At 51.1% G+C, this 21,772-nt stretch carries 20 protein-coding genes; 5 read left to right on the top strand and 15 right to left on the bottom strand.

Going from position 1 to position 21,772, the window contains the following annotated elements; all coding sequences use genetic code 11:
* Positions 1 to 2 precede the first annotated feature (2 nt).
* Both IVG45_RS01595 and IVG45_RS01590 read right to left on the bottom strand, forming a co-directional pair.
* Positions 3 to 1,109, bottom strand: a complete 1,107-nt coding sequence (locus IVG45_RS01595) for an autotransporter outer membrane beta-barrel domain-containing protein (RefSeq protein WP_196436155.1) — start codon at positions 1,107 to 1,109, stop codon at positions 3 to 5.
* Positions 1,110 to 1,367: 258 nt separating this feature from the next.
* The gene (locus IVG45_RS01590) at positions 1,368 to 2,348 is read right to left on the bottom strand and encodes an autotransporter domain-containing protein (RefSeq protein ID WP_196436154.1); all 981 of its coding nucleotides are present in this window, start codon (positions 2,346 to 2,348) and stop codon (positions 1,368 to 1,370) included.
* 141 nt (positions 2,349 to 2,489) lie between these two features.
* On the opposite strand from IVG45_RS01590, the gene IVG45_RS01585 reads away from it, so the two are divergent.
* Positions 2,490 to 3,329 carry a dienelactone hydrolase family protein gene (locus IVG45_RS01585; RefSeq protein WP_196436153.1) on the top strand — a complete coding sequence of 280 codons (840 nt, stop codon included), beginning with the start codon at positions 2,490 to 2,492 and terminating at the stop codon, positions 3,327 to 3,329.
* A 38-nt stretch (positions 3,330 to 3,367) separates the two neighbouring features.
* Here IVG45_RS01585 and IVG45_RS01580 read toward each other — a convergent pair whose 3' ends face one another.
* The 4 genes from IVG45_RS01580 to IVG45_RS01565 form a co-directional block, all read right to left on the bottom strand.
* Positions 3,368 to 4,954, bottom strand: a complete 1,587-nt coding sequence (locus IVG45_RS01580; protein ID WP_196436152.1) for an HD family phosphohydrolase — start codon at positions 4,952 to 4,954, stop codon at positions 3,368 to 3,370.
* A gap of 102 nt (positions 4,955 to 5,056) precedes the next feature.
* Positions 5,057 to 5,656 (bottom strand): DUF928 domain-containing protein, encoded by a 600-nt coding sequence (locus IVG45_RS01575; RefSeq protein ID WP_196436151.1) that lies wholly within the window; start codon positions 5,654 to 5,656, stop codon positions 5,057 to 5,059.
* Between the two features lie 27 nt (positions 5,657 to 5,683).
* Positions 5,684 to 7,534, bottom strand: coding sequence for a CHASE2 domain-containing protein (locus tag IVG45_RS01570; RefSeq protein WP_196436150.1), 1,851 nt, complete (start codon positions 7,532 to 7,534; stop codon positions 5,684 to 5,686).
* A 79-nt stretch (positions 7,535 to 7,613) separates the two neighbouring features.
* On the bottom strand, positions 7,614 to 8,699 hold the full coding sequence (locus IVG45_RS01565) for a lytic transglycosylase domain-containing protein (protein WP_196436149.1): 1,086 nt from the start codon (positions 8,697 to 8,699) through the stop codon (positions 7,614 to 7,616).
* A gap of 333 nt (positions 8,700 to 9,032) precedes the next feature.
* Between IVG45_RS01565 and IVG45_RS01560 the strand changes: the two genes are divergently transcribed.
* Positions 9,033 to 9,509 (top strand): hypothetical protein, encoded by a 477-nt coding sequence (locus tag IVG45_RS01560; protein ID WP_196436148.1) that lies wholly within the window; start codon positions 9,033 to 9,035, stop codon positions 9,507 to 9,509.
* A 40-nt stretch (positions 9,510 to 9,549) separates the two neighbouring features.
* On the top strand, positions 9,550 to 10,221 hold the full coding sequence (locus IVG45_RS01555; RefSeq protein ID WP_196436147.1) for a DUF2076 domain-containing protein: 672 nt from the start codon (positions 9,550 to 9,552) through the stop codon (positions 10,219 to 10,221).
* Between the two features lie 114 nt (positions 10,222 to 10,335).
* Here IVG45_RS01555 and IVG45_RS01550 read toward each other — a convergent pair whose 3' ends face one another.
* The 9 genes from IVG45_RS01550 to IVG45_RS01510 form a co-directional block, all read right to left on the bottom strand.
* Positions 10,336 to 10,782, bottom strand: coding sequence for a protein-disulfide reductase DsbD domain-containing protein (locus IVG45_RS01550; RefSeq protein ID WP_196436146.1), 447 nt, complete (start codon positions 10,780 to 10,782; stop codon positions 10,336 to 10,338).
* Positions 10,783 to 11,054: 272 nt separating this feature from the next.
* Positions 11,055 to 12,530: a nitrous oxide reductase accessory protein NosL gene (locus tag IVG45_RS01545; RefSeq protein WP_196436145.1), complete on the bottom strand. Its 1,476-nt coding sequence runs from the start codon at positions 12,528 to 12,530 to the stop codon at positions 11,055 to 11,057.
* Between the two features lie 10 nt (positions 12,531 to 12,540).
* On the bottom strand, positions 12,541 to 13,017 hold the full coding sequence (locus tag IVG45_RS01540) for a peroxiredoxin family protein (protein ID WP_196436144.1): 477 nt from the start codon (positions 13,015 to 13,017) through the stop codon (positions 12,541 to 12,543).
* Between the two features lie 29 nt (positions 13,018 to 13,046).
* Positions 13,047 to 13,550, bottom strand: a complete 504-nt coding sequence (locus IVG45_RS01535) for a nitrous oxide reductase accessory protein NosL (protein ID WP_196436143.1) — start codon at positions 13,548 to 13,550, stop codon at positions 13,047 to 13,049.
* A 13-nt stretch (positions 13,551 to 13,563) separates the two neighbouring features.
* Positions 13,564 to 14,577 carry a hypothetical protein gene (locus IVG45_RS01530; RefSeq protein WP_196436142.1) on the bottom strand — a complete coding sequence of 338 codons (1,014 nt, stop codon included), beginning with the start codon at positions 14,575 to 14,577 and terminating at the stop codon, positions 13,564 to 13,566.
* Positions 14,574 to 15,254, bottom strand: coding sequence for an ABC transporter ATP-binding protein (locus IVG45_RS01525; RefSeq protein ID WP_196436141.1), 681 nt, complete (start codon positions 15,252 to 15,254; stop codon positions 14,574 to 14,576). Before IVG45_RS01525 ends, IVG45_RS01530 begins: the two co-directional genes overlap by 4 nt.
* Before the next feature lie 2 nt (positions 15,255 to 15,256).
* Positions 15,257 to 16,504, bottom strand: a complete 1,248-nt coding sequence (locus IVG45_RS01520; RefSeq protein WP_196436140.1) for an ABC transporter permease — start codon at positions 16,502 to 16,504, stop codon at positions 15,257 to 15,259.
* Positions 16,501 to 16,794: a hypothetical protein gene (locus IVG45_RS01515; RefSeq protein WP_196436139.1), complete on the bottom strand. Its 294-nt coding sequence runs from the start codon at positions 16,792 to 16,794 to the stop codon at positions 16,501 to 16,503. Before IVG45_RS01515 ends, IVG45_RS01520 begins: the two co-directional genes overlap by 4 nt.
* Before the next feature lie 343 nt (positions 16,795 to 17,137).
* Positions 17,138 to 18,427, bottom strand: a complete 1,290-nt coding sequence (locus tag IVG45_RS01510; RefSeq protein WP_230874715.1) for a sulfite exporter TauE/SafE family protein — start codon at positions 18,425 to 18,427, stop codon at positions 17,138 to 17,140.
* Positions 18,428 to 18,793: 366 nt separating this feature from the next.
* Between IVG45_RS01510 and IVG45_RS01505 the strand changes: the two genes are divergently transcribed.
* Together IVG45_RS01505 and IVG45_RS01500 are read left to right on the top strand one after the other, a co-directional pair.
* A complete protein-coding gene (locus IVG45_RS01505) occupies positions 18,794 to 19,171 on the top strand; it encodes a hypothetical protein (RefSeq protein ID WP_230874714.1) in 378 nt (125 codons plus the stop codon).
* A 114-nt stretch (positions 19,172 to 19,285) separates the two neighbouring features.
* A complete protein-coding gene (locus tag IVG45_RS01500; RefSeq protein WP_196436138.1) occupies positions 19,286 to 21,748 on the top strand; it encodes a heavy metal translocating P-type ATPase in 2,463 nt (820 codons plus the stop codon).
* Positions 21,749 to 21,772 lie beyond the last annotated feature (24 nt).

Genomic DNA, 21,772 nt, shown 5'->3' with positions numbered 1-21,772 from the left:
ACCTAGTCAAACCATAAACGCGCAGTCAGGGTCACCGTGGTCAAATCAACGTAATGATTATTCAAATCGGTCTGGACTTTTGCACCCAGACTGAGTTTGTTGCTGACCGAATAATCGGCCCCGGCACTGTAATAAAAGGTGCTCTTCCCCGCGACATTAATCACACCATTCAGATTTTGTTCCGAAGAATCGTTATATTCGTACAGCACACCGGTAAACGCTCTTAGGCCGTTCTTGAAAGCATAGCCGCCTTCAACCTCGGCTAAATAGGTCCAGCTATCCTGATTATCCCTTACGATCTCCCCGCCGGCAATGACTGGGTCGGTTTTCGTATGCGAATGAATATACCGAGCGCCGGCCTTACCTTTCATGAACCATTGGTCGATAACGTGCAACCCATTCAGATCGACCTCGGATTGATAGGCATCCATCTCTGACCCTGGCGCCGCGCCTCTGTAGCTGCTGTTTGAATACATGTAACCCGTCAAGGCGGAAACAAAGAAATTTTTATTGATGATATAAGCCGCGTAAGGTGTCAAACCCACGTTATGGTTAGATCCCACCATGCCGCCAACCGTGTTTGGGTTAATATCGACACTGGTACCGGCATAGTTCAACGTTGTGCCTATATAAAAATTCCCGAATTTTTTATCCACGCCCGTGGTGGTTTGATAGATATTGGCATCAAAATCGCCATTAGCCTTGACATCGTTACTAAGCCGAGACCAGGAAAAAGCAGACCATAATGAGTCGGGTAATAAGGAATTGCCGTCCGCCGAAGCCCCTCTAGTTACCGCCATCGAAGGACCGAAAAACTCCGGATTAATATCTCTTTCGATTCGGCTATTGATGTAACTGCTGATTTGCCTGAATACTTGCCGGGTTTGTTGGTCAGAAACGATACGCTGTTCGTTCTCGGCATGCGAAGAAGTCGGGGTAGACGTGGCAGTGGGAGTTATAGTAGGACAGGATGCGGAAGTAGTGACTGCAAGGTCTATGATGTCTCCACTAGGGCAGGTGAAAAAAGGAGCTGCGTTTGCAATATTGCTTGTAGCCAAACCTACAATCCACAAAGGCAACGATAAATGGATATGTTTTCTGCTAATCATAAAATTACCGTTATATATTTGTTGAAATTACTGGTTGTATTTAAGTGCTGACTCCAATACAAAAAAACGTTTAGCGATTTTTGAAATCACCACTCACGAGGCTCACTAAAAAAGCTCCAGTAACGTTTTTACAACTACAAAATTTCTCCCAGATTACGAAAGACCTTTGCGTTCCTTGATTTATGCTCTTGAGCTAGAAAGAAACAAACAAGTGGCCGCACGCCTATCATCCAACAGGAGTGCGGACCAATTTAATGTTTAGTCTAATGCCAACCGGGCGGTCAACGCCACGGTAGTCAAATCGATATCCTCATTCGACAAATCGGTCTGAACTTTTGCACCCAAATTCAGTTTTTTGGTGACCGAATAATCCATTCCCGCGCTGTAATAGAAAACGCCATCGGCCAATCCTTGATCTTTCGATGGGTTGTTATACTCGAATAACACGCCAGTGAAGGCTTTTATGCCATTGTTGAAAGCATAGCCTATTTCGGAGTCCACCAAATAGGTCCAGCTGTCTCCATTGATGCGTGCAACATCGCCGCCAGGGAAGAATGGATCGGTTTTAGTATGGGTATGTTGGTACCGGGTACCGATTTTACCTTTCATGAACCATTGATCGATCACATGCAGACCGTTCAAATCAATCTCGGTTTGGTAAGCATCGGATTCAGATTCCGGAATCTCGAAAGCTCCCTTAGAGTTGCTATTTGAATAGGTATAACCGGACATGGCCGACAAAAACACATTTTTGTTAATCACATAAGCGGCATAAGGTGTCATACCTACCGAATGAACCGAACCATCGATTTCAAAAGGGTCACCCGGAGCAATCTCGCTGACGGTCCCCGCATAAGTCAAAGTAGTACCGAAATAAAAATTGCCGATATTCTTGTCGATGCCGGTCGTGGTTTGGTAGATGTCGACGTCAAATGAACTACCAAGGTCCGCGTCATCGCTAATTCTTGACCATGAAAAGGACGACCACAAAGAGTCGGGTAACAGAGAATTACGATCCGCCGAGGCTCCCTTGGCTTTTTCGGTTAAAGGCCCGGTAAAGGTGGCGTCGATATCGCTCGTTACCCGCCGAGCGATGTTATCACTGATTTGACGGGAAATCTGTCTTGCGCGCTGATCCGAAATAATGTCTTCCACACCCGAAGCATGGGCGGCGTTGAGAGCCATTCCACTTAGAACCCCCGCGGAAAACAGTAACCGCATTTGTTTATAACTTGCCATAAAATCACCTAAATAAAAATTAACAAAATCGATTGAAACGCTGGCCGCTCAATTCATGTTATTTATGGCAACCTGGAAACAATCCCGTATCCAGACACCTACAAAACAACAACTGTTGTTATTCTAGTACAATTTTCAAAAATGAATGATTTTTTTACCCTAGTCAATTTGCCTTCAGCCCTATGCCTTGGCCTGGTCTTATTACTCCAAGGATGCGCTACACCCTCGGAAAAATTCATCACCACGGCAACCCGAATGGGATTCGGCAACCAGTTGGTCGATGGCATGGATCATAGACATCGATTGTTCAGCAATAACCAAGCCCACCATGCCGATGCCATCGAAGAATTACACGTATATCTGGATGGAGACGGCACTCCTTGGACCCGAACCGGCGTCGCCGACGATCCGACCCCCAGGAATCCACTGATTTTGGAATTGATGGCAACGGATCCGGCGGCCTCCATTCTATTAGGCAGACCTTGCTACTACGAAATCAGTTTGTCGCACTCATGCAACAATTCCTTATGGACTTCGCATCGCTATTCGGCCGAAGTAGTAAGCAGCATGCAAACGGCGCTTGAGAATTGGTTGTCGACCAAAAAAGTCAAAAAACTGGTGCTGATCGGTTTCAGCGGCGGAGGCACGTTGGCCACCTTACTGGCCACGCGCATCAAAAACACCTCGGCCGTGGTAACCATCGCCGCCAATCTGAACGTTAAAGCTTGGAGCGATTATCATGGCTACCTGCAACCCGCCGGCTCTTTAAATCCGATCAATGATGCGCATATTCCGGCCAGCGTACGTCAAATTCATCTGGCCGGGCTTAAAGACGACAATGTACCGGCCAAAATCATCGAGTCCTTCAGCCTAACCCAACAGAACGCCTTATATCTTGCCCAACCGGAATATGAACACGCCTGTTGTTGGATCGACATTTGGCCGATGATTTTGCAAACCTATCTGAACCAACATCCATGACAGCCGTTACATCAGAAGCTGATTGCCGACTTACACGCTTAATCCACATCAATCTGTTCGGCCGGGACATAATTGTCGGCATAGGCTTTATAAACCTTTTTCTCCATGAACACATCATATAGATCAGGATCGATATGGCCGTTTTCCTTCATGTTTTTTAAGATGGATAGGGCTTCGGACAATTTTTTGCCTTTTTTATAAGGCCGATCGGAATCCATCAAGGCTTCGAAAATATCGGCAATCCCCATTATCCGGGCTTGTACCGACATTTGTTCTCGACGCAGGCCGTTTGGGTAGCCCTTGCCATCCATTCTTTCATGATGACCGCCGGCAAATTCCGGCACATTTTTCAAATGCTTGGGAAAATCGATGGTTTTTAACATCTCAATGGTGGCGACAATATGATGATTGATCACTTGCCGTTCTTCTTGAGTGAGTGTTCCGCGCGAAATACTCAGGTTATAGGCTTCGTCATCCGACAGCAACGGCCTATCCTGCTGGCCAAACCTACAAACTTGACTGCTTAAGGCCTTGATCCGCGCCTGATCCTGTTCGGACATGAATTCCGCTCCGATATTCACGCGCCTGATAAAGGCCAGATCGTCCTCGAGTTGGGCGATTTGCCGTTGAAAATGCCGTTCGACCTCCTCGTCCAAAGCCACTCCGTTTTCGATTGCGGCGACTTGCCGCTTCAACTTTTCGATTTCCAAATCCCGCTTGACTATCTCGAAGCGGGTTTCGACCAATTCGATACGATCGAAGATGGTTTCCAACTTGGTCGCCTTATCCATCACAAATTCAGGCGTGGTGATTTTTCCGCAATCATGCAGCCAGGAAGCGATTTCAAGTTCGTAACGATCGGCATCGCTCAAGCAAAAATCCTTGAAACAGCCATGATCGATTTCATGCACGGCTTCCGCCAACAGCATCGTAATCACCGGCACCCGGCGTGAATGAGCCCCGGTATACGGCGATTTTTGATCGATGGCGGTAGCGACCAATTTGACCAGCGATTGAAATAATTTTTCCAGATCGCCGATCAATTGTTGTTGCGTCAACACAATGGCCGCCTGCGAAGCCATTGCGGTGGTCATTTTCTGCGAGATGTCGTCGAACTCGATCACCTGGCCGGTTTCCGAGTCCATCGCATTGATCAGTTGCAAGACGCCGATCACATCGTCTTTGTGATTTTTTAGCGGGATAGTCAATAATGATTTGGTCCGATAGTGATAAGTCTGATCAAATTCCCTTGGCCCCGAAAAGTCGAAATCATCATTGGGATCATAAACGTCCGGGATATTGACCGCGCGTTGACTATGGTAGGCATAGCTGACTACATGGCTTAAATTGATCGCGCCGTTATCAAGATACAGCGGTACTTTCGCCATCTTCACCGGCATTCCCGAACAACCACCCAAGTGAATTTTGAGGCCATCGGAATGAATGATGGCCGCGCAAATATCACTACCTTCGATCCGGTACAAACTGCCGCCATCCGCCCCGGCGATGGCTTTTGCGGAAAGCAGAATTTTCTCCAGCAGAATTTCCTTATCCCGCTCGTTCGATAAAGCAATACCAATATCGATCAGCTTGTCTATTTGTTGGATAATTCCACGATCACTCATAACAGGCTGTATTTGTAAGGTTAAATCCCAGCGATATTGGTCAATTTCTCGGATCGAGTCACTTATTTCCCGCCAGTCGCAAAAATAGATTGCGCACAATGATTACCAAAGCGATACCGACAAACCGATTTGCGACAACAACTCATTGGCCCGGGGCGAGCGACTTTCAACCAACTGTTGCAATGCATCGTACCAATAACCGGCCTCGGCTAACTTTTCCGCACTGTTCAACTTGGATGGCGGCATTTGATAACGCAGCCCGGCCTTGGAGGTCTCTTGCTTGAGGTTTTCAACATCATTAATCAGCGCAACCGACCAATGATAATCCTGTCCGGCTTCCAGTGACACATCATGGTCGGCCAAGGAAAAGCTTTGTAACCCGGCGCTGGCGATAGGCGGTAATTGTTTTTGCAAAACAGGTTGATCGGTGCCGTCCTTCAGCAAGGTAATTTCAATCCATTGTTGACTGGCTTCGGATGCATACCAGTATAAGACCGGCTGGGCCTCGCCGGTTAAAGCCATCTGCTGAGGCGCCAGCACCTGAATATTGGCCACGGACAAGCTCAGCCCCCGCGTACCGCCACCGATTCGGGCGGCCGGCGCGCCAGTTTGCGGCGGCTTGTATAATAATAAGCCTTCGGCATTGGCCCAGTTAGGGGTTAAGCTGGCTAAAACAAGTAAAGGCATGATTTTTTTGTGCATTGCAAGACTCCGGTTAAACAGTTGTTCTTACATCCCGGGCGGGATAACCCGATAAATTTTTAATTGTTTATTTTTACCCTTCAGCTGACATTCTCCGACCATTAAGGCCTTACAGCTATGATAAACATATTTGTAAGTTGTTTCGCCAATCAAAATCCTACAAGGATGATCCGAATCAGGCGTGGCAACAGTTTTATCAAAGCTTTCGAGGCGCGAAGCAGTATTTACTGTATCACCTATCACAGTGTACTCCATCCTAAGCGCCCCGCCGAAACTACCGGCAACCAATGGCCCGGTTTGAATTCCGGTACGCATGGTAATAGTGGGTAGCCCTTGCGCCTGCCATTGCTGGTTCAGTTCTCGCAATCTAAAATTGAAATCCAGTGCGCATTGAACCGCATGCCGGGCATCAATGGCAATATCGGTTTCCGTTTCACGTTTAACCGGCACGCCGAACACCGCCATGATCGCATCGCCGATATATTTGTTAATGATGCCGCCATGATCAATGACGATACGGCTCATTTCATCCATGTATTGATTGAGCCAGCTCATCAATACCAGCGGTTCCATCGATTCGGCCACCGTGGTGAAATTCGACAAATCGGTAAACAACACGGTCGCCGTCAAGGTATCGGGACGCACCCCGCCTTCGCTGAAAAATTGGTCACGCACTTCCCAAAGCCGATTCGCCACTTCCGGCGACACATGACTGGCAAATAACTGCATCAGTTGTCGGCGTTCGGCCCGCTCTCGGGTAAAAAAGAACAGCACACTGGCCCCCAGGGCCGCGGCCCAGCCTAGCAGCGGCATCACCAAGGGTAACCACCAGCCCTGATTGAATAACAACTGGCTACAGATCAATAGCAGTAACAGTTCGGCTACGATCAACAGCATCAAGCGGCGTAAACCGCCACGGCGCAAGCCGGTAAACACGCCTACCAGACACCATAAACCCAGCCAAACATACTCGATGGCATTCGGCCAAGCACGTAAGGGTTGTTTCCGATTCAAGGCCGAATTCAGTAGCTGGCTACTAAAATAGGCATGGTAGTCGATCCCGAAGCCCCTGAATTCATTCGGCAACAACCGGTAATCATGCAAACTGGGCGAGGTGCTGCCCAGCAGTACCAGCTTATCCCGCAAAACGTCTACCGGGATCTTTCCATCCAGCAAATCGGAAAGGCTAAAAATTTTGAAGGGCTGCTGCAATCCCGGAAAATCCAGCATAATCTGATAACCGGCGGCATCAATCCCGCTGTAGGCGCCAAAATCCGCATCGATGCGGGGAAGACTGACACCGTTCAGGCTGAGATAGCCGTCGGAATCGCTTTGAGCACCGATGTTTTCGTGAGCCAGATAATGCAGAGTCAATAATAATGGAAACGCGTAGTAGCTGTTGCCGTCGAGATCCAGAAACAACAGCCCACGACGCGACACGCCGTCAGGGTCTTCGATGATGTCGTTAAATCCGGCCCGTTCCGGATTGTTCAGCAATACCGAGGGTGCCGGGATATATTCTTCGGTCGAATTACCGGCAAAAAAAATCCAGACGATATTGTTGTGTTGCTGCAATACGGCATTCAAAGCCTCGGTGCCCGGCTCGACCGCGACATCACGGTATTTGTCGACACCGATAACCCTGGCACCGGCCTTTTCCAACGCCAACAAGGCATCCGCCAAAACCTGATCCGGCAAGGGATGACCATGGCGCCTGATATCGGCTTCGGTTTCGTCGATTAAAACAATACGGTCATCGATGGCTACAGTGGGGCGATGCAACAAATACTGGTCGAAAGCCCGCAATTCAAAGCCTTGTAAACTGCCCGATATTTGCAAGGCGATAACCGCACCGATGGCGATTACACCAAGCAGCAAGCAAATGATGCACGGCGGCTGACGCCGCCATTTTAAGGGGACACACTTCATACAGACAGGAACTAACCTGACTTACGGTTTATTCCGCGGCCAGATACTGTCCAGGACTTAGCGGAGACTCGTACAAGATACCTTCGCGGAAAAAGGGTTCCGGATTTGCCGCGATCTCGCGCGCGGCCAAAAATTGCGCATAGTAATTACGAGAGGCAAAACCGAATGCCGGCCCGTCATATTGTTCGACAATTTGGACAAAGTCCCTACCCATTTGATTTTGCGCCCGTTTCATACCACCTACCCCATGATTATAGGAGGTCAATGCCGCCGGCCAATCGCCTAGCTTGGCATAGGCATAACTCAGATAGCGGGCCGCGCCATTGGCCGAAGCAATAGGGTCCAGGCGCTGATCGACTCTATCGTTGCCGGGCATAAAGGTTTGCGCCGCAGCCTTGGTGAACTGCCACATCCCTACCGCACCGGCCGACGATCTGGCCGCGGGCTGAAACGAAGATTCCACATGCGGCAGATAAGCCAATTCCTCCGGCAATCCGGCATCACGGAAGATTTGTCTAAATTGCAAATTATAACGGCCACTGATTTCCAAGCCTCGCTTGAATCGTTCGCGCGTTCCCCGTTGAGATCGGACCCGATCGCTGGCACCCGGTAAGATACTGTTCAACGAATGGCCGTTGCTTTCCAGCTTGGCAATCAATTGCCTATCGTCGGCATTCAAGGCGGCGTTGTAGCGTAATTTGGATTCCAAGGCAGCCAGTCGCGATTTCCAAAACTCCCGCCGCTCATTCATGATCTGCTTTTGCTCGCTAGTCAGCCCCTCGGCCACATAGCCGGGAAACCTCATCACCTCGTAAACCACATCCATATAGCGATCGTCGTGAAATGCCACTTCCGAGCGCTGCCAGACCGCATAGGTTTTACGCCAAAAGTCGACCGCCGGCTCCAGCGCGGCGGGTTTCGGAAAAATCCCGGAATAGGTTGCCGGTTGATAAGTCTGTCGAGGCTGAACGGACTGGATAGGCTGTTTCTGTGCGTTAGCTCTGTACACCGTGGTTTTATTATCGCGCTTGACGACCGAGCTATTGCCGCCACAAGCATTTAACAGCAGCAAAATCACGGGTAACAGGGACACTCTTAGGATCAGTCGATTCATGGTCTTTTGTGGGTTGATTCAACAGGATCAGCTTTGCTGCGATTGGTTAAATAGTTGGCAAATAATCACCAAAACTTTCAACAAATAATAGCCTTTATTTAGAGTTTAAGTGAAGAACAAATTTGCAATGGCCCACATAATTTTTTTTGGTTAAAACCGCTAGGTAAATGCCGGAGAATTCTGACTTTCGAGGCTGACCTCTCCAAATTGGCCATCAAGAACGGCACAGCTCATGGCATAATTTAGACGGGTTCGTTGAACCACGGCGAACAAAACCTGTTTCTTGACATCAAACCGGTTCCAGCGATCTTTTTTCAACTCAATGAGGAAACCATGCTTCAACTTTTTGCTTCATCACTCGGCTTTTTCGCTTTGTCTCTGGCATTGGCTGTCAATGCGGAGCCAGGCCCATCCGTCAGCATTCCGGAAAAAGTCAGCAGCAACATTCTAAAAAGGCACCCCAAAGCACAGGACATGCTGGCGACCCAGGAAACTCATTTTGGGCAAAAATTGCTGGAAGTCAGTTTTAAGGACGAAACCGGCCAAGAAATTCTGGAGTTATTTACCGCCAAGGGCCATCTATTCACCAACGAAATCAAGATCGAAGATCTTAGCGAGATCACTCCACCGGTCATCGCCAGCCTAAAACAGGAATTTCCCAATTACGAGCTGCAAAGAGCCGAACTGATCGTCAACCCCAACAGCGTCGGCGAAGAATACGAAATTTATTTGGCCAGCGCGGGGAAAAACTGGAAAGTGGCAATCAAGGACAACGGCACCATACTGGACAAACAGCAATTGAATCCTTGATCGCCCCCCGCGCATACCCGAACCGACTGGAGAGATGAATATGAACATACAAGAACGCGAACAACTGAATCAATTTTTAAGCCAATTGGTCGAGGTCAAATTAACCGGCAAAAACAACGAAGCGGAAAACCTGATTCGAGAGGCCATTGCCCGCCAGCCGGATGCAGCCTATTTGTTGGTGCAACGCTGTTTACTACAGAACCAGGCCCTGGCGACTGCTCAAGCCAAAATTGCTGAATTGCAAAATCAGCTACAACAAACAAACACGGCTTCCAGTGGCAATAGTTTTCTGAACGGCGATCCCTGGGCGCAAACACCAGCCAACGCCCAACCAGTACCGGGCGCCTCCAATTACCAAATGCCTGCCGCAGCCTCGGGAGCAATGAATCCGGGATTTTCACGGGCCGCACCCCAAACACCAGGTGCGGCCGGCTTTGGCTCCAGTTTTCTGGGCAATGTTGCCACCACGGCGGCTGGCGTGGTAGCCGGCTCGTTTTTATTTCAAGGCATTCAAAACCTGATGGGCCATCATCAGCCGGTCCCCGATCAACAGGCACATTCAGAACACACACCGGAACAGACACCCGACCAAACCGTCATCAACAATTATTACGGCGACGATCATTTTCCCGCCTCAGAGCATAATTATTTGGCCAGCGATGACAGCGACAGTTTTTTTGACGATAGCGAATCCGACTCGGACTGGGTCTAGTTAATCAAAAATAAACTCTTGCTGGCGAGATGCCGCTCGGTCCGCGCTGTTGACCGAGCGGTATCAAAATATTGCTCCATCAATAAAACATCGCCAGGCTCAGGCCGGCTCGGGTTAATCGCTCAGATCAAGCGTGATGACTTTTTTAACCGGCATATAACAAAACCCGGCATCCGCGCAGCCCTGAAATGTTACTTCCAGACTCAAAGGCTCCGCTTTAGCCGCCGGCGGCCGAATGGGGAGTTCCAGTTCCAGGCTTTCCCGGTAGACTTCCACCAAACCAAGAGACTTGTCCTGTCTGCTTTGCCCTACTGGGAACAACGGTTCGCCGAGCCTTGGGCCGGGCGTCAACGAGACGAATTTGAATTTTTGCCGATACAGATAATAGCCATCGGCAATATTCCAAGACAAGCGCACCGTCTCGGCATCCTTGAGGTCGGCACTCAATTCAAAAGCCTGCTCTGATTCCAGCGTTTGTTCGCCAGCTAACAGCAGCGCCGGATTGACCGCGAACATGAATACCACTAATAGCCATGGCCTTGAGACGAACGGGCTTCTCACGATGTCTCCTTTAGGTGATTTTTGAGAAAGTTTGTACCCATTGCCAATATCAAATATGTGTCGTTCGCTGAGCGGACTTGTGCGGAGCAAAGCCGAAGTAGCCGAAGCGAACGGTTGACTTCGACTCCGCTCAGTCAACGGTAAATTGCTTGGATTGGGTACATTTATTACCATAAATCGCCTCAGTCACCATGGCTGGCGAAAACATTTGCAACTAACCGGCATTTGCGCCGATTTGCCCGACTCGGACAAACAGGCCCACGGAATAGGTGTTAGTGATTATGGTAATCGGGCGCGTCGCGGAAAGTCCATTGAACGGCTAAGTTGGCGAAGAAACCGTCGCCAGCTTGTACTTGTGTCAGCGACCGCGGCCCGTTGGATACATAGTTTATCTGTTGTGAATTCAAGTCTTCGTAGATCGGCAGACCCACCGAACCTCGCAACTTGAAGTTACCGCCAAAGGCGTTGAGAAACCGATAATCGCCGACGAATGCCAGATTGGTGACGACACCACCGCTGTTACCGACGTTATAGCCCATATCCTGGTTCTTCTGGGTATAGCTGGCGTCCATTTCAATGCCCAGCATCAAATCGTAATTGGGTGTGTAATGCAAGGCCAAGCCGCCGGTGGTGACATCACCGAACTTGAACTGTTGATCATTTTCGGGATTGACCGTGTGAAGCGCGGAGGCATGAAACCAGATGTCTTTCCAACGTTGCGAATACAACAAACCGGCGGTAAATGTCGCAACCTCCTTGCCTGATTGCAACGCGGGTCCCCTCGCAACTAGATCTCGTCCGACACGCGCATTGAAGGCTCGTGTGCCGTCGAAATCGCCGGTAGGCAAACTGGTACCGAGCAGCAAACTGGCAAACTGATCGTATCGGGTGCTATGCCAGAAGTTATAGCGGCCTTCTAACTGAATATCGCCGATACCGCTTTCATCGGCAACCGTCTCGTTAAAGCGCTGCGCTACATTGGGGGCTGTTTGCGTAAGTGTATGCGTTCTTCTTTCAGCCATCGGAATATTCATGAACAACGCCAGGCTATCGGTGGGCGAATAGTTGAAGGTAATCGCTTGCGAATGGATTTGAACATCGCCAGGCGCCTGAGCTTGCCCCCTGTTATTGTGAATGAATTCGCTGGCATCAATACCGTTCGAACCATTCTTGACGTTATTTTTCTCGGTGTAGCCATATACCATGCCCACGCTGAAGTTGCCCGCTCCCGGCGTTACCGCGGTCCGAATCCGAAACGGCGCGGTAGTGCCGACCGGCGAGGAGTCTTGAAATGCAACGCCAAACTCCATGATTTCTCCGCCCTCTTTGGCTGCGAATTCTTCGGCTTCGCTACGTTTGGCAAAGGCGATATAGTTGGGCAGCATGTCGGGAATCACCTTGCTGCCAACCACATAAGTCGCGGCATCCGCATCGACCAATTCACCGGATACCCAGTCGGTTACCTTGGCCGACTTCAATTCGGAGATGCCGCCGGCATCCTCGACTTCGCGCAACAAGCAAGCCACGCCGCAGGTATATTCCTTGCTGTCGTCCTTATAGGTAATGACACCGGCGGTCTTGATGTACTGGTCTATCCACATCCCGCAGACCCGGCAGCTAGGCCGCTTCTCGTTATCGTGCGGAGTTACCACGACAGGCTTCATCTGCTGCTCTTCAGCCACTACCCAGGCCGGCATCAGCAACAATTGAAACAGCAATACCATCCATAACATTGTTTTTGTCTTCATCACTTTCTCCTTATTTTAAGACTGCCGTAAACAGCTTTTCAAATTCATCCAGCCCGGCTTCGCCGGTAATTTTTCCCTTCAATACACCTTCACTATCGATTACAAAACTGGTCGGCAAACCGATCACGCCGAACTTTTTCGCCACTAGCCCCCGCTCGTCCACCAACATCGGATAAGTCAGGTGCTCGAAACGTTGCAAGCGCTCGTCGTTGGGATCGATTTTGCTGACATTGACCGCCACCGGCACGAAGCCGCGACCCTTATACTTTTGATAGAGCTGTTCCAAACCGAGCAAAACCTCCTTGTCGCAAAAACCGCACTCCAGTGACCAGAAGCGGATCAACATCGTCTTGCCTTGCAAGTCTTGCGGCAAGGTAAGGCTCCGACCGTGAAAATCTTGCAAACTAACGACCGGAACTGGATCGTCGATTTGCAGCCCACTGCGTTTATGACAGCCGGTTAATACGATTAAAATCAGGAGTATCAATCGGAGCCTATTCCGAAATTTCGCCGTGCTCATCCACGTCTATCCAAGGATTCGATGATCGTCGGTGTCACATCCTGATAACGGATAATGGAATTACCCTTGTGATCCTCCAGAAACTCCTTCGCCGCGTCCTGATCCTTGAACGGCAACAATTCATGCCCCATGGGCCCCAATACGTCGGAGCCAATCACGTAATACGCCGATTTGGCATCTATCAGTTCCACTTCGTAATAATCGGTGACCAGTATCTCGGTCATCATCTCCACGGTCTTGCCCGGTGTGTATTTTTCGGTATTAAAGATATGCTTGAACATATCCTTGGCGCCGTCGTAGAAATAAGCGCTGCCGTCCTTGAAATAGATTTGCGCGACCCATTTAGGGTATTTGTAGACGAACATGCCGCAGACCGGGCAGCGATCCTGTTTGGTGATTTCGACTTTTTGTTCTTCGGCACGGCTATTGACGGCACCGAAAAACAGCCATAGCACCAACAAGCCCGCACCTATCCTGGCAAACTGAATTTTTATTTTCATGGTTCCCCCGAACTTAATAGACCACTTCATAACTGATCACCAAACTGGAGCTAACGATTTCATAAGTCACCAGCGCGGTAAACGCCGCATAAAACAGCACGGATGCCAACGCTAACTTGCCGATGAAACCATCCAACACCTGCTTTAGACTTTCCACCCCGCGAAAAGGCGTCAATACGCCCACGCCCATGCCCGACACCACTCCGCCGAACAACAGCACATACAGCAAATAGCCGATGTAATGATAGTCCTGCATGATGATGCAGAACGGGCAGTGATGAGTCGGCAGTTCGTAGATGTACAACGAAATCGCCGAGACGATGGCCAACATCGAGACGATGAACATCAACAGACTCAAACCGGCATAAAAATAAGCGCCGATGCGTTTGAGGTAAAAGAACAGCCCATAAATCAAGGTGACGCTCATCGGGACATAAAAAGTCCACAGTATCGGCCTTGCCGGCAACGAGGCGATTTCCGAACCCAAGCCGCCAGCCTTTTCGCTGCTGAACAGACTACCGCAGCAGGAAGTGATCACGTCGGCCCGCATCCCCAGGAAATAAAAGCTTTCCAGCACGGTTTCGATGACGATGAATGGCGCGACCAAAACCAGCAGCAGGTATTTTTTCTTGATCAGCGGGTAGTCGTAGCCCTGATTATCGGCGTGATTCAGTACCAGCCAAAGCCCGGCCAGGATGAAATTGAGAATTTTCAATTCCAGGGTCGGATAGCCGAAGGCATTCACATTCAAGGTGCCGGCCGCGCACATCGCGCCGACGAATAACGGACATAGCGCATCGGCGGTGAAGATGTACAAAAATAATGACAATAATTGCAGACCGAACACATAACTGAGGACGGTCGAAATCAGATAGGTCTTGCGCTCCAATATCAGCTGCAATTCGTCGCCACTTTCGATATTCCAGTGCTTCAGGATTTGCGCGCCGTAATAGGCCGCATAGACCAGCATGAAGCTGGAGATATACGATGCCAGCAAGTTGGCGATGACGGTGGGATTCAGGATCACGCCGGCTTGTCCTCGAGTTTGCCGTCGCGCAGGTTCACCACGTCATCGACTATCTTGGAATCGTAGACCAACGGATCGTGGCTGGTGATAATTACGGTCTTGCCCTGAGCCTTGAATTGTTCGACGATTTCCATGAAGCGGTACGACAGCTTGGTATCCAGATGCGCGGTCGGCTCGTCGGCAATGATGATCTGCGGATCGTTGATCAAGGCGCGAACGATAGCCACCCGTTGCGCCTCGCCACCGGATAACCATTCCACTTTCGAGGCCGCCTTGCTGGATAGATTGAGTTTATCCAGGCCGTTCATGGCCTTGACTTTCAACGTGGCGCGTTTCTCGCCCAAGGGATAGGCAGGCAACATCACATTCTCCAGCACCGAAATACCCTTGATCAGATTGGGTTGCTGAAAGATGAAACCGAAAGTCGTGCGGCGGATGTCGGTCAAAAAACGTTCCGGCAAACTGGTGATTTCCCGTTCATTCAACTTGACCCGACCCGCCGAGGGCCGGCTCATACAGCCGACGATACTCAGCAACGTGGTCTTGCCGGAGCCGCTCGGCCCTTTCAGTACCGTCACCTTGTTTCCCGCGATATGCAGGCTGACGTTGTTGATCGCGGAAAATTCGCTGGGGTTGCCGGCATTGAAGACTTTTCTGACGTTGACCAGTTCTATCATGCTTATTCTCCGGTGTGGCGCATCGCGCTGTCGGGATCGATGGTCGCCGCGCGCCAGGTCGGGACGATAGTGGCGACGGTATACGGCACCACGGTCAGGAAAAACAGGGTGGTCAGTTGCTCGGCATTGACGAACGGCGTCAGGGCGAAGTTGGGATACAGCGCCGACCAGCCCTTCAATGCCGGTTCGAATACCGCCGAACCGGTGAAAAATACATGGATGTAGGCCAAAATTACGCCGGTGAAAAACGCCGTCAGCGACACCATCGCCCCTTCCCAGAATTTCATCTGAATTACGTCAGCCGTCTCCCAGCCCACCGCCTTCAGGATGCCGATCTCGCGCCGTTCGCCGGCACTCAAGCCGGAAGCCTTGTCCCAGGCGAAAATGACGAAGGCCAGCACCGCCGCCGAGAACACCACGATCATCATGCCGCCGCGCCAGTTGAAGATTGAGTCGTAAGTACGGAGAATTTCCTCGCGGATGATGGGACGAGAGTCGTGCAGTTTTTTCTTGATCTTGCCAGCCACCATGCTGACTTCGCTGGGATTTTTCACGCTGACGATGACGTCGGTAACGAATGTGGGAGCTATGCCAAATAATTTCCTGAAATCATCGCCGTTGACCAGGATCAAATCCGACGACACCAATTCCGATTGGGAAGACAAGGTTCCGACCACTTTCAAGTTCATGATCTGGCCGTCGAAGGCCATGAACGGCATGAAGTCGCCGACGCCAATCTCGCGCATCCTCGCCACGCCATTGCCGATCACGATGCCGCCGGCTTCCGGTGCCGTGCCGTCGTAATCGTACAGGGGTTTATTGACATCGGCGGCATGAGGATCGTTGGGATCGACCACCACGGTGGTGCGAGCTTGCGAAGCCGATTCATCGACTGGTTTCGATGGCGTCAACACCGTGTAATTAGCCTGCACCAGGCTGTCGTAATAATAGCCCCACAGCCTACCTTCGACATCGGCGACGCCGCGTATGGCTTTGATCTGATCAATATGATCAACCGGAAACAAGTCATGGCGGCCGGCGATGATTTTCTGCACCACGATTTCCGGCGAGCCTTGCAGAATCATTTTGGCCTCTTTCTTGATCGAATAGGTAAAAAACATGGTCGATGCCAAGATGAATACGATCAAGGTATACAGAGTCAGCAAACCGATATTCTTGACCTTGCGCCGCAGCAGGGACGAAATCGTGAAATCGATGATATAGCGTTGTTTTTCAATCCAGGGATTCATGGGGCTTTATTTTCGAGGCTAGGCTGGGTAAATGACCCGGACGGAAAATGTTCCAGCGACAATGGATGATCCTGGAAGGCGGTGTTCAAATCGGCCTGCGATAGATGCCGGGTATAACGGGCTTCGGTGAACAAACATAAGTCGGTCAGCCGCAGATTTTTGACCAATGCCGTTTTATGTTCGAGCAGGGATAGCCTGGAAGTTTCGCTTAATGACGCATGCATCAACAACAGACCCAGCACTATGGCCTGACCTGTGAGACTTAGAAAAAATAGCGAGGAATTTCTCATGGCATATCCCATAACTTTAGGCATAACTTCAGTCCCAGGATAAATCAGAAACTCACAGGCTAGTCTGACTTACCATCGTGATTGGGTTTCGACACGATTATCGGCACCCAAATGGCGCTTGGCAAGACACGGTATTTGAATATTAGAAAAAACAAATAACCTGACAAATAAAACCCCATCGATAGGCAAATTATTAACCAAGTTAAAATTTTCCATACAAATCAGACTAGTCAAGACAGCTGCGACCAATCAATAAAAATTAACTGTGTTATTTAACAACAGCAACCAAGGCATAGCACTCACTCCATCTGCAAATTTCTTTCACACGCCTGGAAAAATAAATTTATTCGGTAGCGCTGCTTTGCCAAAAAGCCGCAATTTTCCGCCACTTGTCCTGAAATTGACGGATCAGACGTTGTTGATCGGTTTCTTCGAGCAGCTGGCCAGCTTCAGCCGCTTGAGGGGCGACAGCGGGACTCTGCTCGGATTGAAGCGTATCTTCGACCACGATGAACGTGCCCGGAATCATGCCCATCCAACAACTCCAAGGCACCACCCCGGCTTCGGTGGGCGTAAATTCGATGACCTGCAAGCCGGTTTTCAATTTGATTTCCAGCCCATATTCACGCACCACAATTTGATTGTTGCATTCATTCAATTCCTTGACATTGATCGCCCATTTCACCGGTATGCCCTTGCGTAGGGTAAATTTATTCGGCGAGAAGCGGGTTTTCAGTACATCCATATGGATAGTTTGCTCGTTTTCGCAGTTGGCGGAATCCGCGGCAGTGGGCGCCAAATACTGCGATCCGCGCGCGACCAGGGTGTTGAAATCCAGGCCAGTGCCGGTGACTGCCAAGCCGCGATTCAACATGATCAGCCCCAAAGCCATCACAATCACACCGGATGCCTTCAGCAGTTTTGGCGTCAGATTGCCGGACAACAGGCTGGTCAGGAAGCCAAAACCCAACAACAACGGCAAGGTGCCGACACCGAAAAAGAACAGAATCGCCGCGCCTTGCGTCCAGCTGCCGGAGCCGGCCGCCATCACATACATGGCTTGCAGGGGTCCGCAGATAATCATCAGCCCGTTCAACAAGCCGATCACGAATGGGTTGCTGTGCTTGCGGTATTCCTTGCCGACGAAGCGCATCACGAAGGCCGGTGTCTTGAATTGAAAATGATTCAGCGCCGGAAATACCTCCAGCATGTGCAAACCGAACAACATCAGAAAAAAACCGGCCGCCATGCCGACCGCGCCCTGGGTGTAGGGCGTAAAGGCCACGATCGCGCCGAAGGCACCGAACAAGGCGCCGATACTGGTGTAGGAAATAGTTTTACCTAGCCCATACAACAAATGCGTAATATAGGTTTTGCGGCCGGTCCTGGCCTCCTTGGCGGTATACCCCAGAATCAATGGCCCACACATGCCGACGCAATGGAAACTAGTCAAAAAGCCGATCAATATCAACAGGCCGAAATTAACATCACCCGCCAAATCCGGCATGCCGGCGTGATCCATGAACCAGCTATCCAGCCACAGGATGAACGTGATGCCCAGCAAAGCCAACGTGATCATCACGGCTTTTTTCACGACACCATTGGCTGCTTGGGGTGTATTGGATACGCTCATGATGGAATTCCGAGTAACATAAAAGTTCGAGCCACACCCAAAGCTATCAAAGGGTGCAAATGATTTGACCGGCCGGATAAAGTGGTCCAAGATTATTGAAAGCTAAAGTTCTTGCAAGCTCAGCATCGCCCCTGCCCATTAAACTAGCGTCCAGGGCGCGATTACTTGCCGGGCAGGACGCCGTGAATGCGTCCATGCAGGCTCGACAGCGGCATCCTTGTCGCCGACGCCTGCCAACGACCTTGCCCTAATTTTAACTTTCAGATGAATAATATGGTCAAACTTGTTAGCGAATTTTTCGATTAAGTGATCACGACCAATATAGCAGTAACGCCCCTCACCGTTTCAAGAACACGGAGGTAAGTCATGAACGACAAAGAAAAATCCCTCGATACCGCGGACGACAAACATAAGAAAACCGGAGGCCGTAAAGGCAAAAAGCGCATGGCACCGCCCACGCGTGGTGAAACCCTGGTCAAGGGTCTGGTGATGGGTTTCGTCATTTCCGGAGTCAGTCATGCCAGCAGAAGTCTCACCAACGCATTGGTCCGACACCCCTTATCTTTGTTTTCCCTCGGCGTGGTCACGGGCTACATGACCCATAAATACCGCAAGGAACTCATTGCGGTCGGCACTCAAACCGCCGTGGAAAGCAAGAACTTCGTGCTGCGGCAAAAAGAAAATCTTGGCGACTTTATCGCCGAGATCAAGGAAGAAAGCGACTCCCATAGAAACCCGCTTTAGTCAGGGCGCGGGCCTGTCCTAAAGCGCAAGATTTGGAACCCGGCGTAGCGCCAACAGAACAAAATAAACTGGACACTGATCGTTTAAGCCAGTTATTTTTCAGCGGAGCAGCTCATGACTATAACCGACAGGACCAGCCTTAGCCATGGCCAATTGGTTCATGCCTTAAAACGTAGAATCCGTGTTATCGCCCCGGTTTTGCTCAAAGACCCGGAACGCGCCTACATCCTGGAAATTCTGCTGAAAAAGCGCCCCGGCATTGTCGAGGTTCGCAGTGTGCCGAGTATCGCTTCGGTCACGATCAAGTTTGATCCCAAGCAACTACCCAAAGCTAGCCTGTTAACGCTGCTGGACGCCTTGCTCGGCAACATCGGCCAAAACAACAGCCATTCGGCCCTACCGACCGACACGCCCGCTGCGGTTATCAATCTACCGGAACGGGAATACAATCTGAGCATCGAAGGCATGACTTGCGTGTCCTGCGCGCTGTTGATCGAAATGCTCTTGAGGCGAGACCAACGCATCACGCTTGCCAATGTCAATTATGCCTCGGAAACAGCCATGATCAAGGGCCGAATCGGCAAGGACGAAGTTATTGCATTAATCGAAAAAACCGGCTACAAAGCCCATAATTTTGACAACCTGGCACAGCGGCAACTGCTGATTGCGCGGGAAAAGCAGCGCCTGAGAGACGCCCGCAACCGCGCGTTTCTGTCGGTGGCCTTAAGCGTACCGGTAATGGTGCTCGGCATGGCCGCGCCTTCCTCGCGTTTCTGGCATTGGGCGCAACATTTGCTGGCCTTGCCTGTGGTGTTTTGGGCCGGCAAGCCGTTTTTCGTCAAGGCCGCCAAACTCGCCAAACAGCGCGCCACCAACATGGACAGCCTGATCGCGCTGGGCGTGGGTTCTTCCTACGGTTACAGTTTGTTCTCGCTGCTGTCCGGCAAGCGCGGACTCTATATAGACTCGGCCACCGGCATCATCACCTTCGTCCTGATCGGCCGCTATCTGGAAGAGCAAGCCAAGGGCAAGGCCCACGAAGCCATCCGCAAGTTGGTCGATTTACAACCGCAACACGCCACCTTGCTGCGCGATGGTCAGGAAATCATCATCATGCTGGACCGAGTCGCGGTCGATGACATTCTGTTGGTGCGGCCCGGCGAAAAGATTCCCACCGATGGCATCGTCATCGAAGGCTTGTCGACCGTCGATGAAGCCATGGTCACCGGCGAAAGTCTGCCGGTAGTCAAGGCGGTCGGCCACAAATTGATAGGCGGCTGCATCAACGCCAACGGCGTGTTGAAGATGCGGGTCAGCGCGGTCGGCAAGGACACGGTACTGGCCAACATCATCCACATGGTCGATCAGGCCCAGTCATCCAAACTGCCGATACAAAAAACCGTCGATCAAATCTCGGCTGTATTCGTGCCTTCGGTGATGGCGCTGTCGGCCTTTACCTTCGGCGGCTGGATGCTGGCCGGCGCCAGTTTTGGCGTGGCGTTCAGCAATGCCATCGCGGTACTGCTGATAGCCTGCCCGTGTTCGCTGGGCCTGGCCACGCCGATGGCCATCATGGTCGGCACCGGCCAGTCGGCCAAGCGCGGCGTGTATATCCGCAACGGCGGCAGCCTGGAAATGGCTTCCAAACTGACCCACATCGTGTTCGACAAGACCGGCACCATCACCGAAGGCAAACCACGGGTCACCGATTTCATTGTTGCGGCAAGACAAAACGAAGAACATGTACTGGCCTTGGCCGCCACGGCGGAATTCGATTCCGAGCATTTCCTGGCCAAAACCATCGTCGCCTATGCCGAAGCGCGTCAAGTCACGCCGGGCAAGGTCGAAACCTTTGAAAACATTCCCGGCCAAGGCATCAAGGCCCAAGTCGACCGCACGGAAGTATTGATCGGCAACGCCGACTGGCTGGAACAGTCCGGCATTGCCATCAAAACCCTCAGCAAACGCGCCGCGCCTCTGGCGGAACAAGGCAAAACCCCCGTTTTTGTCGCCATCGGCGGTAAGGCGGCCGCCTTGTTCGGCATTGCCGATAAACCGAGAGAGCATGCCGCCGAAGCCATTCAACGTTTGCGCCGCCAGGGCCTAGAGCCGCTGATGGTCACCGGCGACACCGAAGCCACCGCCAACTATATCGCCGAACAAGTCGGTATCACTACGGTCATCGCCCAGGCCAAGCCGGAACAAAAGCTGGAGATCGTCCGCCAATTGCAAGCCGAGGGCGCCAAGGTCGGCATGATAGGCGACGGCATCAACGATGCGCCGGCGCTGGCCGCATCCGATGTCGGCTTTGCGATCGGAACCGGTACCGACGTGGCGATCGAAACCGCCGACCTGATCCTGGTCAACGGCGACATCGGTAAGGTGGCGGATGTGATGGAATTGAGCGGTGCAACCCTGCGCATCATCAAGCAAAATTTATTTTGGGCCTTGGGTTACAACACCGTGGCGATCCCGGTGGCGGCTATGGGCAAACTGAACCCGATGATCGCCTCGGGGGCGATGGCGATGAGCTCGATTTCAGTGGTGTTGAATTCGCTTCGCCTGCAACGCAAATAAAACTTAACACGTTGAGGCGAAACC

Source organism: Methylomonas sp. LL1 (assembly GCF_015711015.1).
In the GTDB taxonomy this organism is placed as follows: Bacteria; Pseudomonadota; Gammaproteobacteria; order Methylococcales; family Methylomonadaceae; genus Methylomonas.
The sequence above is the reverse complement of the archived record's forward strand: the minus strand, read 5'-3'. Positions and strand labels throughout refer to the sequence as shown.

Coding starts and splice junctions, on each gene's coding strand:
- IVG45_RS01595 (WP_196436155.1), bottom strand. CDS start 1,109: ATGATTAGCAGAAAACATATCCATTTATCGTTGCCTTTGTGGATTGTA.
- IVG45_RS01585 (WP_196436153.1), top strand. CDS start 2,490: ATGAATGATTTTTTTACCCTAGTCAATTTGCCTTCAGCCCTATGCCTT.
- IVG45_RS01580 (WP_196436152.1), bottom strand. CDS start 4,954: ATGAGTGATCGTGGAATTATCCAACAAATAGACAAGCTGATCGATATT.
- IVG45_RS01565 (WP_196436149.1), bottom strand. CDS start 8,699: ATGAATCGACTGATCCTAAGAGTGTCCCTGTTACCCGTGATTTTGCTG.
- IVG45_RS01535 (WP_196436143.1), bottom strand. CDS start 13,550: ATGAAAATAAAAATTCAGTTTGCCAGGATAGGTGCGGGCTTGTTGGTG.
- IVG45_RS01545 (WP_196436145.1), bottom strand. CDS start 12,530: ATGAAGACAAAAACAATGTTATGGATGGTATTGCTGTTTCAATTGTTG.
- IVG45_RS01590 (WP_196436154.1), bottom strand. CDS start 2,348: ATGGCAAGTTATAAACAAATGCGGTTACTGTTTTCCGCGGGGGTTCTA.
- IVG45_RS01515 (WP_196436139.1), bottom strand. CDS start 16,794: ATGAGAAATTCCTCGCTATTTTTTCTAAGTCTCACAGGTCAGGCCATA.
- IVG45_RS01555 (WP_196436147.1), top strand. CDS start 9,550: ATGAACATACAAGAACGCGAACAACTGAATCAATTTTTAAGCCAATTG.
- IVG45_RS01560 (WP_196436148.1), top strand. CDS start 9,033: ATGCTTCAACTTTTTGCTTCATCACTCGGCTTTTTCGCTTTGTCTCTG.
- IVG45_RS01500 (WP_196436138.1), top strand. CDS start 19,286: ATGACTATAACCGACAGGACCAGCCTTAGCCATGGCCAATTGGTTCAT.
- IVG45_RS01520 (WP_196436140.1), bottom strand. CDS start 16,504: ATGAATCCCTGGATTGAAAAACAACGCTATATCATCGATTTCACGATT.
- IVG45_RS01505 (WP_230874714.1), top strand. CDS start 18,794: ATGAACGACAAAGAAAAATCCCTCGATACCGCGGACGACAAACATAAG.
- IVG45_RS01525 (WP_196436141.1), bottom strand. CDS start 15,254: ATGATAGAACTGGTCAACGTCAGAAAAGTCTTCAATGCCGGCAACCCC.
- IVG45_RS01575 (WP_196436151.1), bottom strand. CDS start 5,656: ATGCACAAAAAAATCATGCCTTTACTTGTTTTAGCCAGCTTAACCCCT.
- IVG45_RS01510 (WP_230874715.1), bottom strand. CDS start 18,427: ATGAGCGTATCCAATACACCCCAAGCAGCCAATGGTGTCGTGAAAAAA.